Origin of the sequence: Ammoniphilus sp. CFH 90114 (assembly GCF_004123195.1) — a bacterium.
In the GTDB taxonomy this organism is placed as follows: Bacteria; Bacillota; Bacilli; order Aneurinibacillales; family RAOX-1; genus YIM-78166.
The window spans coordinates 1-17,830 of the sequence record NZ_SDLI01000018.1; the positions used below are offsets into that span (position 1 = coordinate 1).

23 protein-coding genes are annotated in these 17,830 nt (G+C 40.1%); 19 read left to right on the top strand and 4 right to left on the bottom strand.

Annotation, left to right across the window (positions count from 1 at the left end; all coding sequences use genetic code 11):
- Positions 1–295 precede the first annotated feature (295 nt).
- Positions 296–493 carry a cold-inducible protein YdjO-related protein gene (locus EIZ39_RS23500; protein ID WP_129203505.1) on the bottom strand — a complete coding sequence of 66 codons (198 nt, stop codon included), beginning with the start codon at positions 491–493 and terminating at the stop codon, positions 296–298.
- A gap of 138 nt (positions 494–631) precedes the next feature.
- Here EIZ39_RS23500 and EIZ39_RS23505 point away from each other — a divergent pair, with 138 nt between their 5' ends.
- The 10 genes from EIZ39_RS23505 (at position 632) to EIZ39_RS23550 (ending at position 7,285) form a co-directional block, all read left to right on the top strand.
- A complete protein-coding gene (locus EIZ39_RS23505; RefSeq protein ID WP_129203507.1) occupies positions 632–1,012 on the top strand; it encodes a DUF3895 domain-containing protein in 381 nt (126 codons plus the stop codon).
- A 37-nt stretch (positions 1,013–1,049) separates the two neighbouring features.
- The gene (locus EIZ39_RS23510; protein ID WP_129203509.1) at positions 1,050–1,259 is read left to right on the top strand and encodes a hypothetical protein; all 210 of its coding nucleotides are present in this window, start codon (positions 1,050–1,052) and stop codon (positions 1,257–1,259) included.
- A gap of 182 nt (positions 1,260–1,441) precedes the next feature.
- Positions 1,442–2,584 carry an N-methyl-L-tryptophan oxidase gene (gene solA, locus EIZ39_RS23515; protein ID WP_240675923.1) on the top strand — a complete coding sequence of 381 codons (1,143 nt, stop codon included), beginning with the start codon at positions 1,442–1,444 and terminating at the stop codon, positions 2,582–2,584.
- Positions 2,585–2,607: 23 nt separating this feature from the next.
- Positions 2,608–3,369, top strand: a complete 762-nt coding sequence (locus tag EIZ39_RS23520) for an exodeoxyribonuclease III (protein ID WP_129203511.1) — start codon at positions 2,608–2,610, stop codon at positions 3,367–3,369.
- Positions 3,370–3,427: 58 nt separating this feature from the next.
- Positions 3,428–3,856: an SRPBCC family protein gene (locus tag EIZ39_RS23525; RefSeq protein WP_240675924.1), complete on the top strand. Its 429-nt coding sequence runs from the start codon at positions 3,428–3,430 to the stop codon at positions 3,854–3,856.
- A 70-nt stretch (positions 3,857–3,926) separates the two neighbouring features.
- Positions 3,927–4,829, top strand: coding sequence for an MBL fold metallo-hydrolase (locus EIZ39_RS23530; protein WP_129203514.1), 903 nt, complete (start codon positions 3,927–3,929; stop codon positions 4,827–4,829).
- A 9-nt stretch (positions 4,830–4,838) separates the two neighbouring features.
- On the top strand, positions 4,839–5,429 hold the full coding sequence (locus EIZ39_RS23535) for a DNA-3-methyladenine glycosylase (RefSeq protein WP_129203516.1): 591 nt from the start codon (positions 4,839–4,841) through the stop codon (positions 5,427–5,429).
- A gap of 95 nt (positions 5,430–5,524) precedes the next feature.
- Positions 5,525–5,839, top strand: coding sequence for a hypothetical protein (locus EIZ39_RS23540; RefSeq protein WP_129203518.1), 315 nt, complete (start codon positions 5,525–5,527; stop codon positions 5,837–5,839).
- A gap of 173 nt (positions 5,840–6,012) precedes the next feature.
- Positions 6,013–6,462, top strand: coding sequence for a DinB family protein (locus EIZ39_RS23545; RefSeq protein ID WP_129203520.1), 450 nt, complete (start codon positions 6,013–6,015; stop codon positions 6,460–6,462).
- Between the two features lie 316 nt (positions 6,463–6,778).
- Complete coding sequence (locus EIZ39_RS23550; RefSeq protein ID WP_129203522.1) at positions 6,779–7,285, top strand: GNAT family N-acetyltransferase; 507 nt, start codon at positions 6,779–6,781, stop codon at positions 7,283–7,285.
- Positions 7,286–7,330: 45 nt separating this feature from the next.
- Here the strand turns inward: EIZ39_RS23550 and map are convergent, their stop codons facing one another.
- Positions 7,331–8,077 carry a type I methionyl aminopeptidase gene (map, locus tag EIZ39_RS23555; RefSeq protein ID WP_129203524.1) on the bottom strand — a complete coding sequence of 249 codons (747 nt, stop codon included), beginning with the start codon at positions 8,075–8,077 and terminating at the stop codon, positions 7,331–7,333.
- A gap of 136 nt (positions 8,078–8,213) precedes the next feature.
- On the opposite strand from map, the gene EIZ39_RS23560 reads away from it, so the two are divergent.
- From EIZ39_RS23560 to EIZ39_RS23580, 5 genes are all read left to right on the top strand, one after another.
- A complete protein-coding gene (locus EIZ39_RS23560) occupies positions 8,214–8,744 on the top strand; it encodes a GNAT family N-acetyltransferase (protein ID WP_129203526.1) in 531 nt (176 codons plus the stop codon).
- Between the two features lie 11 nt (positions 8,745–8,755).
- A complete protein-coding gene (locus EIZ39_RS23565) occupies positions 8,756–9,385 on the top strand; it encodes a pyridoxamine 5'-phosphate oxidase family protein (RefSeq protein ID WP_129203528.1) in 630 nt (209 codons plus the stop codon).
- 137 nt (positions 9,386–9,522) lie between these two features.
- Positions 9,523–10,785 carry a hemolysin family protein gene (locus EIZ39_RS23570; protein WP_129203530.1) on the top strand — a complete coding sequence of 421 codons (1,263 nt, stop codon included), beginning with the start codon at positions 9,523–9,525 and terminating at the stop codon, positions 10,783–10,785.
- Positions 10,786–10,924: 139 nt separating this feature from the next.
- Positions 10,925–11,644, top strand: coding sequence for a YebC/PmpR family DNA-binding transcriptional regulator (locus EIZ39_RS23575; protein ID WP_129203595.1), 720 nt, complete (start codon positions 10,925–10,927; stop codon positions 11,642–11,644).
- Positions 11,645–11,758: 114 nt separating this feature from the next.
- Positions 11,759–12,589 carry a polysaccharide deacetylase family protein gene (locus EIZ39_RS23580; RefSeq protein ID WP_205668630.1) on the top strand — a complete coding sequence of 277 codons (831 nt, stop codon included), beginning with the start codon at positions 11,759–11,761 and terminating at the stop codon, positions 12,587–12,589.
- 39 nt (positions 12,590–12,628) lie between these two features.
- Here the strand turns inward: EIZ39_RS23580 and EIZ39_RS23585 are convergent, their stop codons facing one another.
- Both EIZ39_RS23585 and EIZ39_RS23590 read right to left on the bottom strand, forming a co-directional pair.
- Positions 12,629–13,510, bottom strand: coding sequence for a cation diffusion facilitator family transporter (locus tag EIZ39_RS23585; protein WP_129203533.1), 882 nt, complete (start codon positions 13,508–13,510; stop codon positions 12,629–12,631).
- A 272-nt stretch (positions 13,511–13,782) separates the two neighbouring features.
- Complete coding sequence (locus EIZ39_RS23590; RefSeq protein WP_129203535.1) at positions 13,783–14,037, bottom strand: hypothetical protein; 255 nt, start codon at positions 14,035–14,037, stop codon at positions 13,783–13,785.
- 225 nt (positions 14,038–14,262) lie between these two features.
- On the opposite strand from EIZ39_RS23590, the gene EIZ39_RS23595 reads away from it, so the two are divergent.
- The 4 genes from EIZ39_RS23595 (at position 14,263) to EIZ39_RS23610 (ending at position 17,721) form a co-directional block, all read left to right on the top strand.
- A complete protein-coding gene (locus tag EIZ39_RS23595; protein ID WP_129203537.1) occupies positions 14,263–14,730 on the top strand; it encodes a GNAT family N-acetyltransferase in 468 nt (155 codons plus the stop codon).
- 327 nt (positions 14,731–15,057) lie between these two features.
- The gene (locus EIZ39_RS23600) at positions 15,058–16,014 is read left to right on the top strand and encodes an ABC transporter permease (RefSeq protein WP_129203539.1); all 957 of its coding nucleotides are present in this window, start codon (positions 15,058–15,060) and stop codon (positions 16,012–16,014) included.
- Positions 16,001–16,957 carry an iron chelate uptake ABC transporter family permease subunit gene (locus EIZ39_RS23605; protein WP_129203541.1) on the top strand — a complete coding sequence of 319 codons (957 nt, stop codon included), beginning with the start codon at positions 16,001–16,003 and terminating at the stop codon, positions 16,955–16,957. The genes EIZ39_RS23600 and EIZ39_RS23605 overlap by 14 nt, the downstream gene beginning before the upstream one ends.
- Complete coding sequence (locus EIZ39_RS23610; protein ID WP_129203544.1) at positions 16,954–17,721, top strand: iron ABC transporter ATP-binding protein; 768 nt, start codon at positions 16,954–16,956, stop codon at positions 17,719–17,721. Before EIZ39_RS23605 ends, EIZ39_RS23610 begins: the two co-directional genes overlap by 4 nt.
- The last annotated feature ends 109 nt before the right edge of the window (positions 17,722–17,830 follow it).

Here is a 17,830-nt window from a genome sequence, read left to right on the forward strand (position 1 = left end):
AGTGTCCAAACTTAGGGGGCTAAGCCGAATTTCCTGTTAAGGGTCCAAAAATAGCTGGTTTTTAGCTTTTCGAGGCCGATAACCGGAATTCACTCCGCTATTTTGGCCATGTTGGGCTACTTGGGGAGAATAGAGGAAAATAGTACGGTTATTCTTCAGGTCATGAGGCCGCCAGAAGGATCACCAGAACTTTAATGGAAATTTCTCCGTTAAGCAGCTGGATCGTCTATTTTGGAGTCAAACTAGTGAGATGAAAAAGAACCCTGTATACATATACAGGGTAAACAGCAATTACTTACTTTGGCTTTTTGTATTTCTTTACAAGTTCTGGCAAGTGTTTCATGCTTCGAATCGTCGGTCCGTTGCACAATGGACAGGCAGGCGATGGGGAAGAGGCCATTTCTTCCCGTATGAATGCCTTACATTCCTTGTTCCTGCATCGCCAGATGGGGACAGGAACTGTGTTCGGTTTCGATGTATCTTGGCTAAGCATGTCAAACACCTCCTGCTATAATCTGCCCAGGAAATTCCTTCTTCATGCCGGGTATCAGAAGGTTTTACGTATTGCTTTAACCATAGTATGATGGAGGAATGAATTCATACAAGTGTTTTAGGAAGTGAGGTCAAAGCGATGGCTGACATTACAGAGCAACTCTCTCTCTTTGGAGGAGAGGAAGAACCAAGGACCAAGAAAGAGGAAAAGGTAAAGGTTGTGGAGAAACCACAATTACCGAAGGTAGAGGTTGTTGCTGATTCTAAGCAGACCTTCCTACAACCTCACTATAGCAGTAGGGTGGATCATCTTCTTGATGAAGGAATAACTAGTGCAAGAGAAATGGCGGAAAAATTAATTAAGCAGTTTGGAGCAACGGAGGATCGATATCTATCAGGGAAACCACGGTTATATGCTTCGGTATGTCGATACCTTGATCATAGAAGCGATATCAAGATAGTGGAATCCAAAGAAGATAAGAGTGACCGGGTCTATGAGAGAATAGTAACCAATCGCTAGGGATAATATGGTCTAATAGGAAGGGAGGAAATTGTAGATGTCTAAAAAGAAGGTAGAGATTGATATCATGCTAGAGCAAGATAAAACTTGGGATGTAGAGGTCTATTATCTGGAAGCAAATGAATGGGTATTGGACGAGGACTTATCAGATGCTCATTTCCAAACGAAGGATGCCGCACTTCGTTATGTCGATGATCTAAAAAAGAATCCAAAAATTGAGATTAGTAAAGTAACAGAGAGAAAATAACGAATACAGACAGATCAGATCTGCTATGTGCAGGTCTTTTTTTCTCTCTACTGTTATACTGTCTTGAATAAGAAGATTTGTAGTAAGGTAGTAGACTGGCTATAATGAAAGTAATGTAAATATTGTGAAACCTGTTTTCTTACTAGAGTTTAGTTTAATATAAAATGTAAGGGGATGATAGAGTGGGTAAGCATCATGCTGAAGTATTAATTATTGGAGCAGGTTCCATGGGAATGGCGGCTGGATACTATCTGGCAAAAAGAGGAGTAAGAACGATCCTGCTAGATGCCAATGATCCACCTCATATTGAAGGAAGCCATCACGGGGAAACACGTTTATATCGTTATACATATCAAGATCAAAGACCTTATGTGCCTCTTGCTTTAAGAGCACTAGACCTTTGGAAAGAATTAGAGGCGGAAGCATCAGAAAAAATTCTCGATCAGACAGGGGTCTTAAGCATCGCTGTTGATGGACCCTCTTCACTAGAGTCTAAACTAGAAGCGGCAAGAGCATTTTCCCTATCTGTGGAACGTTACTCAAGAGAGGAAATCCTTAAGAGATGGCCAGGCTTCACCTTGCCGGAAATTGCAGAAGGAATTTTGGAAACTCGAGCCGGCATCTTGTCACCGGAGAAGGCTATTCAATCTTACAGAAAATTAGCCATTCAAGAGGGCGCTGTGATCCACCCCCACACGCGTATCGAGAACATCACTTACCATAACAATGGGGTGACCGTGCAAGCAAAAGATCAAACCTTTACAGCGGACAAACTACTAATTTCTTCCGGTGCGGGAAACACTCGTTTATTACAAGAGCTGGAACTGCCGTTGAAGGTCATGCGTAAAGCCGTAGGGTGGTTTTCAACAGAAGGGGAAAAGTTCCGATCTCCTAACTTTCCGGGCTTTGTCATTACAAAAGGAACAACCGATTATTATGGGTTCCCTGATATGGACGGTGCAGGATTGAAAATTGGACGCCACGATGGAGGCCAACAGGTTCAATTTGGAGATGTCATTCCTCCATTTGGAAGCTTCGCCGAAGACGAACAGGATTTGCGCCAATGTCTCAATTCCTATATGCCGCAAGCTTCCGGTTCCTTATTGAAAGGATCAACATGTCTTTATACGGTCACTCCTGATGAGCACTTTATTATAGATCATCATCCTAATTACAAGCATGTAGTACTGGCAGCGGGTTTCTCAGGTCACGGATTTAAGTTTGTGAGTTCCTTGGGAGAAGCACTTGGTCAAATGGTCGCAGATGGCAAGTCTGAGATAGATATGTCTCTCTTTAAGCTAGACCGCTTTTCAATTAAGGGGTAGAAATAGGAGATTTGGTGGATGAGATGAAATTCGTAAGCTGGAACGTTAATGGACTTAGAGCCTGTGTTACTAAAGGTTTTCTTGATTATTTTAAGGAAATAGATGCAGATGTGTTTTGTGTACAAGAAACAAAATTACAAGCGGGACAAATTACGCTTGAGCTTGAGGGTTATGATCAATACTGGAATTACGCCCTCAAAAAGGGCTATTCAGGAACCGCTATTTTTACCAAAAAGGAACCTCTATCCGTAAGATATGGTTTAGGCTTTGAAGAGTTTGATTCAGAAGGAAGGTTAATTACCTTAGAGTTCGAGGATTACTTTATGGTGAATGTGTATGTGCCTAATGCCCAGAGAGATTTGGCCCGTCTCGACTATCGATTGAAGTGGGAAGACTGCTTCCGTGAATACCTAAAGGAACTAGATTCCATTAAGCCGGTCATTCTATGTGGGGACATGAATGTTGCTCATCAAGAAATAGACTTGAAGAATGCGAAAACGAATAAAGGAAATTCAGGCTTTACCGATGAAGAGCGAGGTAAAATGACAGCCCTACTTGCTGAAGGATTTCTTGATTCTTACAGAGATTTGTATCCTGATAAGGAGGGCGCTTATTCTTGGTGGTCTTATATGGCCAAGGTGAGAGAAAGGAATATTGGGTGGCGTATTGACTATTTTATTGTATCTGAGAGATGGAAGAATAGGTTGAAGGAGGCCCAAATCCATTCCCATGTTATGGGAAGTGATCACTGCCCCATTGTTCTTGAACTCTTGGACGAGTATTAGTTGGATATTCGTGGTAAAATGGTGGAGAGTAGTTTTAAATTAGAAAGAGGGTATTCTTGTGGCAGAAAACCAAAATACATTACCAGATATTAAACACACGATTCTCTTACATGCACCAATTCAAAAGGTATGGGAACGGGTTTCGACTGCTGAGGGTATGGCCTTGTGGTTTATGCCAAGTGATATGCAGCCGATCTTAGGACATGATTTTCATTTGCAAACACCGTTCTGTTCATCTCCTTGTAAGTTAATGGAGTTAGAATCGCCGAATCGCCTTTCTTTTACATGGGATACAGAAGGTTGGGTGGTTTCATTTATCCTTGATGAACTTGGGGAGCAAACCCAATTTACTCTAGTCCATGGTGGATGGAAACAATCCGATGAGATTCTTCCTAAAGCCAACGAGAAAAGCTCGGTCATACGTGCTCGGATGGAACAAGGATGGGTTGGGATTTTAGAGAATCTTCGCAAAGCATTAGAAAGCTAGGAATTATGTGCAGAAAAACCGACAATGTCGGTTTTTTTATTACTTCAGTTAAAGGTTGAGGAGAGTTATTATGGAATTGATTCAAGTAAAAGAGAAGATTTTTTATTTAAAAGGAGCGGTTAACATCGGACTCCTAAAAGGGGATAACGGTGTTATTGTTATTGATACGGGGTTGGATAAGTCTTCTGCAGGTAGGATAGATAAGGTGATCCAGTCATGGAATTCAACCCTTCTTCATATCATGAATACTCATTCCCATGCGGATCATTTTGGCGGGAATCGTACGTTGTTAAAAAAATATCCCAATAGTAAAGTGTGGGCTCCTTCAGTAGAGGAGGCCTTTATCCGTTACCCAGAACTAGAGGGGATCTCTCTTTTTTCTGGTGCGACTCCTCCAAAGGAGTTACAGAATAAGTTTCTAAAAGGGGAAGCCTCTAGAGTAGATATCGTTATTGAAGAAGATTTCACAATTGACGAATGGAAGTTTGAAGTGGACTTTGTACCTGGACATGCTCACCAACAGCTTACCTTAACGGTGGATGGGGTTTGCTTTGCAGGGGATGGTTATTTTGGAATTGAGGTCATGAAGAAGCATAAGATTCCTTTCTTAGTCGATGCAGACCAAGCTGTTAAGTCTTGTGAAAAAATACTACATAGTGATTCCTCCTTTTATATACCAGGACATGGGAATATGGAGAGTCGGACAGAAGTAGCCGAGACGATTCGGTTTAATGTGCAATGGCATCAGGATAATATGGACAGATTAATAAAGTTGATTGACGGATATAGCAATGGGGCAACCACGGATGAACTTGTGGCCGCGTTATCCCATCTTCATGAAATTATGATTGATAACATGACTTCCTATGTATTATATCAAACAGCTGTAATGGGGTATCTTAGGTCATTGCATGCTCAACAGAGAATAGAAATTAAATTTCATCAAAATAGTTGGCGTTGGATGAAAAAGTGAGGTGAGGGCATGTCGTTATGTCAACCCTTAGATCGTTCCTTTTTTCAACTACCTACTTTGGAGCTCGCAAAGTCGTTGTTGGGAATGCTACTGGTAAAAGAAACAGAATCAGGGACGGCTTCTGGTTGGATTGTAGAGACTGAGGCTTATATTGGTCCTCTGGATCGTGCGGCCCATAGCTTTGGAAATAGAAGGACTCCTAGAACAGAAGTGATGTTTGGTCCTCCCGGTTATGTTTATACGTATGTAATGCATACTCACTGTTTAGTCAATGTGGTAAGTGGGAGGGAAGGAAATCCCGAAGCGGTTTTAATACGGGCAGTAGAACCTTGCACAGGTATAGAATTGATGTTCGAACGCCGGGGTAAAGATAAACAACTACCCGATCTCACGAATGGTCCTGGGAAGCTGACCAAAGCTTTAGGTATTGTAAAGGAGGATTACGGAAGCCCTATCTTTGAGCCTCCGCTTTATATAGCAGAGGGAAAGAAGATCCATTCCATCGAAGCAGGACCAAGAATTGGTATCGACAACAGTGGTGAGGCTAAAGATTATCCATGGCGGTTTTGGGTTAGCGGGAATCGTTTTGTTTCACGGTGAAAAGGAAGACTCGTTTCATAAATAAGGATGATTGGGTAAAAAATAACGGAGGAGTTTCCGACGCCTATTGACTGAAAAAGAAGGAGGAGTTTTCCTTGCTGGATTTAGGTAAACTCGAGGATATCCATCCCGATATTGAAGCTGTTAGCGAAGTGGTCCATCATCTTAAGGCACGTGTTGACGGTAAAGAGATTCACATTCAAATTCTCAAGAATCAGTCCGGACATTTCTTTTATGAATTGAGTCATGCCTATCGGGGCGCAGATCATGCAGATCCTCGTCTTTCCGAAGGCAATCGTTTCGCCACTGTAGAAGAAGCAGCTCGGGGTGCCCTTCTTTCGGCTACGATGGTTTATCGGAGTACGGATGAAGGAGGCTCGTGGGTGAGAAACGAGTCTTTTTACAACTAAATCAAGGTTGGATAGAAAGCAGGGAGTAAATGCCTTGCTTTTTTTATTTTTACTCGATTGTGGTTTGTTTTTCATGGCTGACTAATATAAGAATGGGACTTTTGTGAGGCAGGTGGTAAAATGATGTAAGTTAGATGCATAGTGATATTACTCGAATGGAGGAGAAACGGAAAATGTCTAAGCAATTTGAACTTACAAGAGGGGCATTGCTACAATTTCTAAAGGAGTTGGATGAAAAAATAATAGATGTACAACCTAAAGGCTTTAATAATACGATCCGATGGCATGTTGGACACCTCTTATTTGTTGGAGAGAAATTTATGTTTGGTTATCCCAAGCGTTCTCTTAACATACCAGCTGCTTACGAATCCATGTTTGGTCTAGGGACCAAGCCTTCCCAATGGACAGAAGATATCACTACGCTGACGGAATTAATAAGCTACCTAGAAGATCAGACTCGGCGTATTAACGATCTCAACGAGGAATACTTTGCCCAGTCGCTTCCTTTTAAATTTCCATTCGGTAATATTCAAACCTTTGGGGAATTGTTTCAACTCATGATGTATCATGAAGCGGAACACCTTGGTCAAATGAAAGCGATGAAACGGTGGATTGAGGCGTAGGCTACTGGGGGATAAGCGGAAAAAGCTCCGTAAAGTGGTTGGATTCGGTAATTTGGCTTGAAATAAGCGGAAGATTTCCTGTTAATTGGTTAAAAGTAACTCATTTTTAGGCTTGTGGTGCGAATAGACGGAATTCGTTCCGTTATTTCGGCCCATTTTAGCGAGTTGGGGTAAATAGCGGAAGTTTCTCCGGTAATTTTCTGGGTGGGTAGGACACCTCCTCGGAGCAATCACTGGAGAATCTGCCGTTTAGGAGTCGACATGACATCCGTTATGTTTTGGAGTGGGCAATAAGAATATACAGAATGGAGAATATATGGATACTGTTGTAACAGTAGAAGAGTTAAAATCAACGAACGAACAGATCGATGAGCTAGCTCAATTGTTAACTCAAGTGGTTGAAGATGGAGCGTCCATTGGGTTTCTGCCTCCATTGTCTTACTCTGATGCTAGAAGTTATTGGGAACAGGCTCTCTCGACTGAAGTGAAACTATGGGTAGCCAGAGTTAACGATGAAATTCTAGGGAGCATACAGTTACACTTATGTACGAAGAAGAACGGAAATCATCGAGCTGAAATTGCAAAGTTAATGACTGACCCTAAAGCTAGGAGAAAGGGGATAGGACGTTTACTCATGCAAGCGGCAGAGGAGAGAGCTAGGATGGAAGGAATCTCACTAATAGTCCTTGATACGAGGGAAGGGGATCCATCCAATCTGCTGTATCAATCGCTTGGATACCTGGAGGCCGGCCGTATTCCTAACTATGCGAGATCAGCCAACGGTGAACTTCATGCTACAGTGTATTATTATAAGATAATCTAAAAAATAGAGGGGAATATAGCGTGGATTTCCCCTTTATCTACTATATTACAGTTCTGTCAGGATTAATGGTCCATTCTTAGTTATAGCTATGGTGTGTTCGTATTGGGCAGAGAGTTTGCCATCTAGGGTTCTTGCAGTCCATCCGTTGGAGTCCATCTGACTGTGCCATGTTCCTACATTGACCATCGGTTCGATTGTGATGACCATTCCCTCCTTAAGTCTTGGCCCCTTCCCGGCTATGCCAAAGTGGGGAACAAAAGGGGGTTCATGTAAAGTGGGTCCAATGCCATGACCTGAAAAATCTCTCACCACGGAAAAACCTTCTGCCTCAACATATGTTTGTATAGCAAATCCAATATCTCCAATCCGATTCCCTAGTCTGGCTTGCTGTATTCCCACTCGTAAGGATCTTTCTGTAACTTTTAGTAATCGTTTTGCTGTGTCAGAGATCTTTCCAACGGTATGAGTCCAGGCGGAATCGGCTAATCCTCCTTTTAAATTCACGACCATATCAATGGTGACAATATCACCATCTTTCAGCGGTGTATTTCGGGGAAACCCATGGCATATCTCGTCATTAACAGAAGCACACGTGGCATACTCATATCCCTGAAACCCCTTTTGTTCTGGAGTGGCTCCATGCTTGGCTAAATAGTCTTCAACGAATGCATCAATTTCAAGAGTGGTTACCCCAGGTTTAATCCGCTTCGCAATCTCCTTATGGCATGAAGCGAGCAACTTTCCTGCTTGCTGCATCAATTGGATTTGTCGTTCACTTTTCATGGTAATCATCGACTTTACTCCTCTCAAATTCATCTTTTACAACTTAAATAAAGGTTAATCCTAGTGTAAAACGTCCCCTTCCATTGCTACAGTTTGCTTGTTATTCTTATATATAAGATATTAGGAAAGAAAAAGGAGGTTGATTATGTCCGAAATAAAATTTGAACAACCGAAAACCCAGAACCAGTCAGGCGAACGGTATATCCTACGACCACATAAGCCAGGGGACATGGGCTATGTTACATATAAACATGGTGTTCTTTATTATAAGGAGTATGGATGGGATGAAAGGTTTGAAGCACTTGTCGCGCAGATTGTTGCTGATTTTGTTAACCAATACAAGCCTAACAAGGAACGATGTTGGATAGCTGAGATGGATGGAGAAATTGTCGGTTCTATATTTATCGTACAGCATAGTGAGACAGTAGCAAAGTTACGCTTGTTCTTTGTCGATCCAAAAGCCCGCGGGATAGGTCTAGGTACTAGACTTGTGGACGAGTGTATTCAATACGCGAAGCATGCAGGTTACCACAAGATTATGTTAATGACTAATAGTAAATTAGTAGAGGCGCGTCATATCTATCAGAAAAAAGGCTTTGAACTTGTGCAAGAAGAGAAAAATCATAGTTATGGCCAAGAGATGATTTGGGAGACTTGGGAGTTAACACGGATGTAAGGGGATAAGACATGAACTATTTTAAAGAAGTAGTAACTACGGAAGAAGAGTTGCGTACGCTTCTCGGTGAGCCAAGCGAACTTGTAAGGAATAAGGTTATTTCCTACATTGATGATCATTGTCGAATGTTTATTAGACGATCACCTCTATTGTTTTTAGCTACGGCAGATTCATTGGGGAGATGCGATGTTTCACCAAGGGGGGATGGACCCGGTTTTGTACACATCTTGGATGAGTCCCACTTGGTCATTCCTGAAAGGCCTGGCAACCGACGAGTGGATTCCATGCGCAATATCTTGTCGACCCCTCAAGTAGGTCTAGTATTCGTAATTCCACAACTTGGAGAGACTCTTCGTGTAAACGGAAAAGCATGTATTATAAAAGATCAAGAGATACTCAGAAAGTTGTCTGTTAACGATAAAGCTCCACTTTTAGGGATTGGAGTTGAAGTCGAGGAGTGTTTTATTCATTGTGCTAAAGCCTTTAAACGTTCTAGACTTTGGGAACACGATACGTGGCCGAATCGTGAAACTCTACCTTCTCCTGCAAAAATACTGACAGATCATGCAAATATCCCGGGAACTACAGCTGTGGAGGTTGCAAAACTGCTTCAAGAAAGCTATACAAAACGACTCTACTAAGATAGATTGTTGTATTAGAAGGCGATCCGATCATGGGTCGCTTTTCTCCTTCATAGGGAGAGACGATATTTTTTCGCTTTTATGCTAATATAATAGTGTATAGCCATCAAATAAAAGTCTATGGAGTGTGAATGTTTTTGGACGAAGTGCCCTTAGGTCTTATATTCTTTTTAGGAATTTTAATTTTTCTATCCGCTTTTTTCTCGTCAGCGGAAACGGCTTACTCGAGTGTAAATAAAATAAGGCTCAGAAATTATGTCAGTGAGAACAAGCCAGGCAGTAAGAAGGCATTGTTTATCTCGGATAATTTTGACAATGCTTTATCCACCATCTTAATCGGAAACAATATCGTTAATATTGCAGCAGCTAGTATTTCTGCGAAAGTAGCTACTGATTTATTTGGCGCGAGCAGTGGACTTGTGATCAGTACCTTGGTCATGACGGTTCTTATCTTAATTTTTGGCGAAATTCTACCAAAATCCATTGCGAAGGAAAATGCTGAAACATACGCCTTGAAGATATCGGGTATCCTGCTTTTGCTCATTAACCTGCTTAAACCGATTAATTTCTTGTTTGGTAAACTGAAATCACTAGTTTCCAGAATGTTTTCCAACCAGAGTGAGTCTGCCCCATCGGTTACAGAAGAAGAAATTAAAGTCATGGTGGATATCAGCGAGGAAGAGGGCGTGTTAGATAAGAGTGAGAAGGAACTAGTCCATCGCTCACTGGAATTTAATGAGATTCTTGTCGGTGAAATCCTGACTCCTAGAATTGATATGATATCTATTGAAGTTAACCACCCTATAGAAGAAATTAAACAGGTGTTTCTTGAGGAAAGATTTTCTCGAATCCCAGTTTACGAAGAACATATAGATAATGTCATTGGTATTTTATCTGAACGTGAGTTCTTTGCTGAACTAGTTCAGCACAAGGAAGTGAAGGTTAGAGACTTATTAAGGAAGCCTATGTTTGTCGTTACCTCTATGAAAATTTCTTCCCTCTTGCCAGAATTGCAGAAGACCAAGAGTCATATGGCTATCGTGTTAGATGAGTACGGAGGAACTTCCGGATTGATTACATTAGAAGATATACTTGAGGAATTAGTCGGTGATATCTGGGACGAACATGATGAAAAAATAAGCATCATGACCAAATTAGGGGAAGACGTCTATGAGTTCGATGCGCAGTTCCCAATAGATGATTTTGCCAAATTATTAGATGTACCATTGCCAGAAACCTCTTATCATACTCTTGGTGGATGGATATTTGAAAGGTTAGAACGAATTCCTAGGTCTGGGGAAGAATTGGAATATCGAAATCTGAAAATCTTCATAAAAGAAGTAGAGAATTACAGAATACGAAAATTACAAGTGGAAGCCCTTAAAGTAGCTGAAATTTAAAAGGGATCTTTTTCCTTTAGTTTACTATAAAAAACTGGCAGGAATAAATTCGCAAAAGGAGATACAATTAAGGTATAATCTAGGTTAGTGAATCATTTTACTTTACTATTTTTTGAAGTCGAAAGAGAGTGGAACAAGAATGGGTCGTAAGTGGAATAATATTAAAGAGAAAAAAGCATCAAAAGATAAAAATACGAGTCGTATCTACGCTAAGTTCGGGAAGGAAATTTACGTTGCAGCAAAACAAGGTGAACCAGATCCGGAATCGAACCGCGCATTGAAAGTGGTCCTAGAGCGTGCCAAAACTTATATGGTTCCTAAAGCTATCGTTGACCGTGCAATTGAAAAGGCAAAAGGCGGAGCGGAAGAAAACTATACAGAGCTTCGTTATGAAGGCTTCGGACCAAACGGATCTATGTTAATTGTTGATGCCCTGACGAATAATGTGAATCGTACGGCGGCAGAAGTACGATCTGCCTTTAATAAGAACGGGGGAAACATGGGGGTTAGTGGTTCTGTAGCCTACATGTTTGATGCAACCGCCGTTATTGGTTTAGAAGGCAAGACAGCAGACGAAGTATTGGAAATTCTCATGGAATCGGATGTTGAAGTACGTGACATCATCGAAGAAGATGAAGCGGTCATTGTTTACGCGGAACCTGAACAGTTCCACGCTGTACAAGAAGCATTTAAGATCGTGGGAATTACAGAATTTACAGTAGCTGAACTTACTATGCTGGCTCAGAATGATTTGACTCTTCCAGAAGACGCTCAAGCCCAATTCGAAAAACTAATTGACGCTTTAGAAGATTTGGATGACGTGCAACAAGTGTACCATAATGTAGATTTTGGTGAATAATCCAGAAGAGCAGACCGGTTTAGGTCTGCTTTTTCAATTTTAATCGCTTTGAGAAATATCGATGAATCACAGGCACACATTGGGGGAAATTAACTCTAAAAGGATGTGTCCTTTGTGCGTTTGCTACAACTCGTGCTTTGCCTCATGATACCCTTTATGTTAAACGGATGTACGAATGAGAAAAACCTTTCCACTTACGATGTGCAGTTGAATACACATTTACCTGCAGACGACTTGGCTATCAAGAATCGGATTGTCATGAAATATAGAAATCAGCAACCCAAACAGTGGGGAGAGAATATATCTGGTGTCTATACAGCGCTCAATACTCGTGATAAAGTGATAGCTTTAACACTTGATGCTTGTGGTGGACCTGCTGGAAGCGGTTATGATGCAGAATTGATATATTACCTAAGGCAAAGAAATATTCCAGCTACCCTTTTTGTGAATAGTCGATGGATAGATGCGAATTACTGGACATTTTTGGCTCTTTCTCAGATCCCTCTATTTGAAATAGAGAACCATGGTTATCTACATAAGCCTCTTTCCGCTAATGGAAGATCGGCATGGGGCATAAAGGGGACAGAAGGTGTTGGTGCCATGGTAGATGAGGTATTGGTCAACCATAGAAAAATTCAACATATAACAGGTAAACCTCCTAAGTTCTTCCGCTCAGGAACAGCCTATTATGATGATATTGGAGTCAAAGTTGTCGGTGAGGTAGGAGAGAGGGTTGTTAATTATAATGTTTTGGGAGATGCGGGAGCTACGTTCTCGGCGGAGCAAGTAAAGAATGCCTTGTTGTCTGCTAAACCAGGTTCCATTGTACTACTTCATATGAATAAACCTAATGGAGGTACAGCGGAGGGGCTCAAGGCAGCCATTCCAGAATTAATTAGCAGAGGATATCGCTTTGTCAAATTGACGGAATTTCCTTTAAGGTAAGAATAAAGTCGGTAATCCGTAGAGGGATTATCGACTTTATTATGAAACGTTAATGTATGGTTCAATATGAATATGCACATTGGAAACCTGGTGTCTATCAAGCATGATCTGTTCAATTTGATTACAGATATGATGACTCTCGATGATATTAATTTCTGGGTCGACATGAATCACTACATCGACAAATATATCTGATCCATAGCTTCGGGCCCTTATATCATCTACTACTCGGACTCCCTTGATCAGCATGATGGTATGGGTAAATTGGGACAATGCTCCTTCATCAAATCCGTCTGTTAATACGCGAGAGGATTCTTGGAATATTTCCCAGGCTGTTTTACAAATTAATATCCCAACAATACATGCGGCAAGGGGATCTAGCCAAGGCATGTTCCATTGGGCAGCGAAGATACCGATGGCTGCTCCGATACTTACCCAGGCATCAGATAGATTGTCTTTTGCTGCAGAAAGTAGGGCAGAACTATTGGTTTGATTTGCCACTTTGTAATTGAAGCGGTAAACGAAATACATGACAAGCGCACAGAAGATAGCTGTCCATGCAGCAAGAGTGTCAGGTACAACGATAATCGATGGAGATAAAAATAGTTGTTGAATTGACTTGAGTATAATGTTAAGGCCAACGCTTACCATGATAAAAGACGCAGCTAAAGAAGCGATAGATTCTGCCTTGGAATGGCCATATGTATGATTAGCATCTGGTGGTTTCCTTGCGATCCGGATTCCAATAAGTATAGCTACTGACAGAAGAATATCCGTAGAATTATTCAAACCATCCGCCGTAAGGGCTTTTGATTGGGCGATATAACCAACCAGTAATTTAAAAAAAGTCAGAAGGATATAGGCAGTTATACTCAACCAAGCTCCATATTCTACTTTCTTTTGCACATTATGTGAAACCATAGTACTTCTCCTTAATGAGGTATTTCCTAAGAAACATTGTTTATGATTCATCTGGAAAGTTTGGTATACCATTTGTTCTTCTTAACCAATTGTAACAATCATCTATTGTGTGGGTCTAGAGAAACGTTTTTTCATAAACTAAACCTTTTAATAGATATACAACTAAATTGGATATGGTAAACATTTGATGGGGACTAGCACAAGCTTGAGAGTTAATAGATAATAAAAACCCTCTATCGTATGTGAAATAGAGGGTTATTACCAACGGATCATTATGTTCTCCCTTTGTTCTTTTTGCTATAGTTCATCGTGTTGTTAAGACTTTTCATCTTTTTAGCTACCAACTCCTCAACAGTACCTCCAGATAACCCGATAAATATTTTCTTATCCCCATTTTCTCTGATTTTTTTATGGGGACCAACATTCTCGATGGTATGATTTTTGCTGTAGTTCATCGTCTTGTTTAAACTGTTCATCTTCTTTTCTACCAATTTTTCAACGGATGATCGAAATAACCAATTCATCATTTTTACTCCTCCTATGTGTTGCAAGATTTTATGTTCCTTATGGTATACAGTATACCAATTAATGATAATCATTGTCAACTAAAATTTATAGAGAAGAGCTAAGAGATTATGACAAGATAGGAAATTTTCCCACTGGGAAAATGTAATATCCCCTTTTCCAGTTGATGCATATTATAAGGCTGGTGATCTACTTATGAGAAACGTTATGAGCTTTGGGGGCCCATTATGCAAATAGGAATGATTGAAGCGTTTCAGCTTCCGCTGATTAGGCAAAACCTTTTAGACTTTATTCAGCGGTTTGGGGATAAGCGAATTACACACAAAGCGATACGATGGTTAGATGTATTGTCAGTGGATGAATTGAAGCAGAGGGGAAATGGTATTGCAATAGCCATAGAAAGAGGGGAGTTAATAGGCGTCTTAGTAGTTGCTCAGTTCGGTATACACCACTCCTTCATTGCTGTCCACAATGATCACAGGAAAAGAGGGATTGCTAAATTGCTACTAAGGGAAGTTACTAAAAGAATGGATAGGTTCTATGCTAGGATCGCAATGGACAATATACCGAGTTTAAGTACTTCTTTCTCCATTGGAATGGTCGCTATAGAAGTTGTAAAGGGGCCGACTGGTAAGCCAACTCTCTTGTTAGGATGGGGCAATTGGGATCGGGAAAACTTCCCTAACAAAATGTAGTGGAGCCGCGAGGATCAAAACGGCTCCGCTTTTTTTATTTCACGAAAGGTAGTATTCCTATACGAGGAAAAAAGAGGGTTGACAGGGCTATTGAGATTGATTATTATTTAGTTCATAGGGATTGATATTGATTATCAATTTTTATGAATGACTATTAGCAATAACAAATATATTTTTTGTATAACTATTGTTTGAACAATTTATGTTTGACTAATTATTGTTTATGCAAAATTTTGCAATAAGAAATAGTTCATGATTATTTGGGAGGGGAAAGGGAGTAGCATAATCATCACGCTGAAAATAAACACGTTATGAGGATTACATATTATGAGACTATGCATTTTAATCGTTGCAACTATAGTTCTAGCCTGTGTATCGCTATTTATAGGTGCGATTGATATCAAGATGAGTGACTTGCTTGATTGGGATTCGGATAAGGCACAGATTTTCTTAATCAGTCGAGTGCCTCGTCTAATGGCGATTATCTTGGCGGGAGCAGGAATGAGTATTGCTGGTTTGATTATGCAGTCTTTAAGTCGAAATAAATTTGTATCGCCAACGACTGCCGGTACGTTAGATGCAGCAAAGCTAGGAATTCTAATATCTATGCTGTTTTTTACCAGTGCAACGTATATGCAACAAGTGATTTTCAGTTTTGCATTTGCGCTAGTAGGAACCTTGATTTTTATGCAAATACTAGATCGCATTAAGTTTAAAGATGTTATTTTTGTACCGTTAATCGGGATTATGTACGGGAATATTTTGTCATCGATTACGACGTTTTTTGCATACGAAGCAGATCTTATCCAAAATATTTCTTCATGGTTAATGGGAAGTTTCACCTTGATTATTTCTGGTCGCTATGAGTTGTTATATGTAAGTGTTCCAGCGGTGATCTTAGCTTATCTATATGCTAACAAATTTACAGTCGCAGGTATGGGTGAGGATTTTGCGAAAAACCTGGGCTTAAGTTATAAGCTTGTATTAAATATAGGTCTTATTTTAGTTGCCGTTATTTCTACAACTGTCGTGCTAACTGTCGGCGTTATTCCCTTTTTAGGTTTAATTGTACCTAATATTGTCTCTCTATATTTAGGTGATAATTTACGTAAAACCATTCCGCATACAGCGGTTTTAGGGGTTGTCTTCCTACTAGTATGTGACATTATTGGACGCATTGTTATTCACCCTTATGAGATTCCAGTAAATGTAACTGTGGCAGTAATCGGTAGTGCGATCTTCTTAATCATGTTGTTTAGGGGAAGAGCATATGCAAAAAAATAGTGCGAAGTTGATTGTTCTAGCGGTGTTAGCGACTATCAGTATTTTGCTTTTCGGATTTTATGATATCAAAGGTGGCTTTGATTACGCCTTTCCAAGGCGTATGATTCGTGTGGCGGCAATGGTTGTAACAGGGATTGCGATTGCGTATTCAACGGTCGTGTTCCAGACCATTACACATAACCGAATTTTAACCCCTTCTATGATAGGCCTTGATTCTATGTACGAAGTCGTCCAAACGGTCATCTATTTCTTTGCAGGCTCGATGTCGATTTGGGTAGTAAATAAATATCTGAATTTCGGTTCATCTATTATAGCCATGGTATTATTTGCACTGATCTTATATCGTTTCTTATTCCGAGCGGATAAGCACCCTATTTATTTGCTTCTTTTGATTGGGATGATATTAGGAACGCTACTGGTAAGTCTGGTGACATTTTTACAAGTATTGATTGATCCAGTGGAATATTTAAGCCTGCAAACGCGCTTATTCGCAAGCTTTATAAACGTAAAGGCTGACTTATTATATCTTTCCATCGGTGTATTATTCATTGCACTTATTTATGGTTATTTCATTATGGATAAGCTAGATGTTATGTCCCTCGGTCGTGAAAATGCAATTAACCTTGGTATTAACTACGACCGTATGGTCATGAATGTTTTAATTCTATCGTCGTTTTTAATTGCGACATCAACAGCCTTGGTTGGTCCGATTACGTTTTTTGGATTAATCGTAGCGAATCTTTCCTATCAATATTTGGTTACGTATAAGCATTCAGTTTTAATTTTAGGTGCAAGTTTAATCAGTATTATTGCACTGGTAGGTGGTCAATTCCTTGTCGAGCATATATTTGAATTGCGTACAACCTTAAGTGTTATTATCAACTTTATTGGTGGTGTTTACTTTATTTACTTATTACTAAAGGAAAGTAGGGCGGCAGGATGATTGAAATCAAGGGATTAACAAAGCGATTTGGTAAAAAGCCTGTTGTAGAAGACGTATCTGTATCAATCGAGCCGGGGACGATTACATCGTTTATCGGACCTAATGGTGCTGGTAAATCTACACTGCTTTCTATGGTAAGCCGATTACTTGAAGCAGACACTGGGGAAGTATTATTGGATCAAAGTAGTGTGAAAAGATGGGCGTCTGGTGAATTTGCGAAGCGTGTTTCGATTTTGAAGCAAGCCAATTACATAAATGTGAGATTAACGATACGTGAGCTTGTTGCATTTGGGCGTTATCCGTATTCTAAAGGACGTCTTACAGCAGAGGATGAAAAATTCGTTGATCAAGCCATTGAATATCTGAACTTAACAGAGATGCAAGATAAGTTTTTAGATGAATTGTCGGGCGGTCAAAAACAGCGTGCGTTTATCGCGATGGTTATTGCACAAGATACGGACTATGTTTTGCTTGATGAGCCTTTAAATAATTTAGATATGAAGCACTCTGTTCAAATTATGAAAATTCTACGTAAGCTTGTAGATGATCTTGGTAAAACAGTAGTCATTGTATTACACGATATTAACTTTGCGTCTGTGTATTCCGATCGTATTGTCGCGTTGAAAGACGGTAAGCTTGTAAAAGACGGGCCAACGCATGAAATTATTAATTCGGATACACTGCGAGACATTTACGATATGCATATTCCTATTCAGGAACAAGAAGGCTCTCGGATTTGTGTATATTTTAATTCTTATACTTAATCCAAATCACAAAGTCACAAATAAACATCTAGATAATTTATAGAGAATCGTATTGACGGTAATAAATGATGACAGTATACTGATAACGGTTATTAATGATATTAATTAT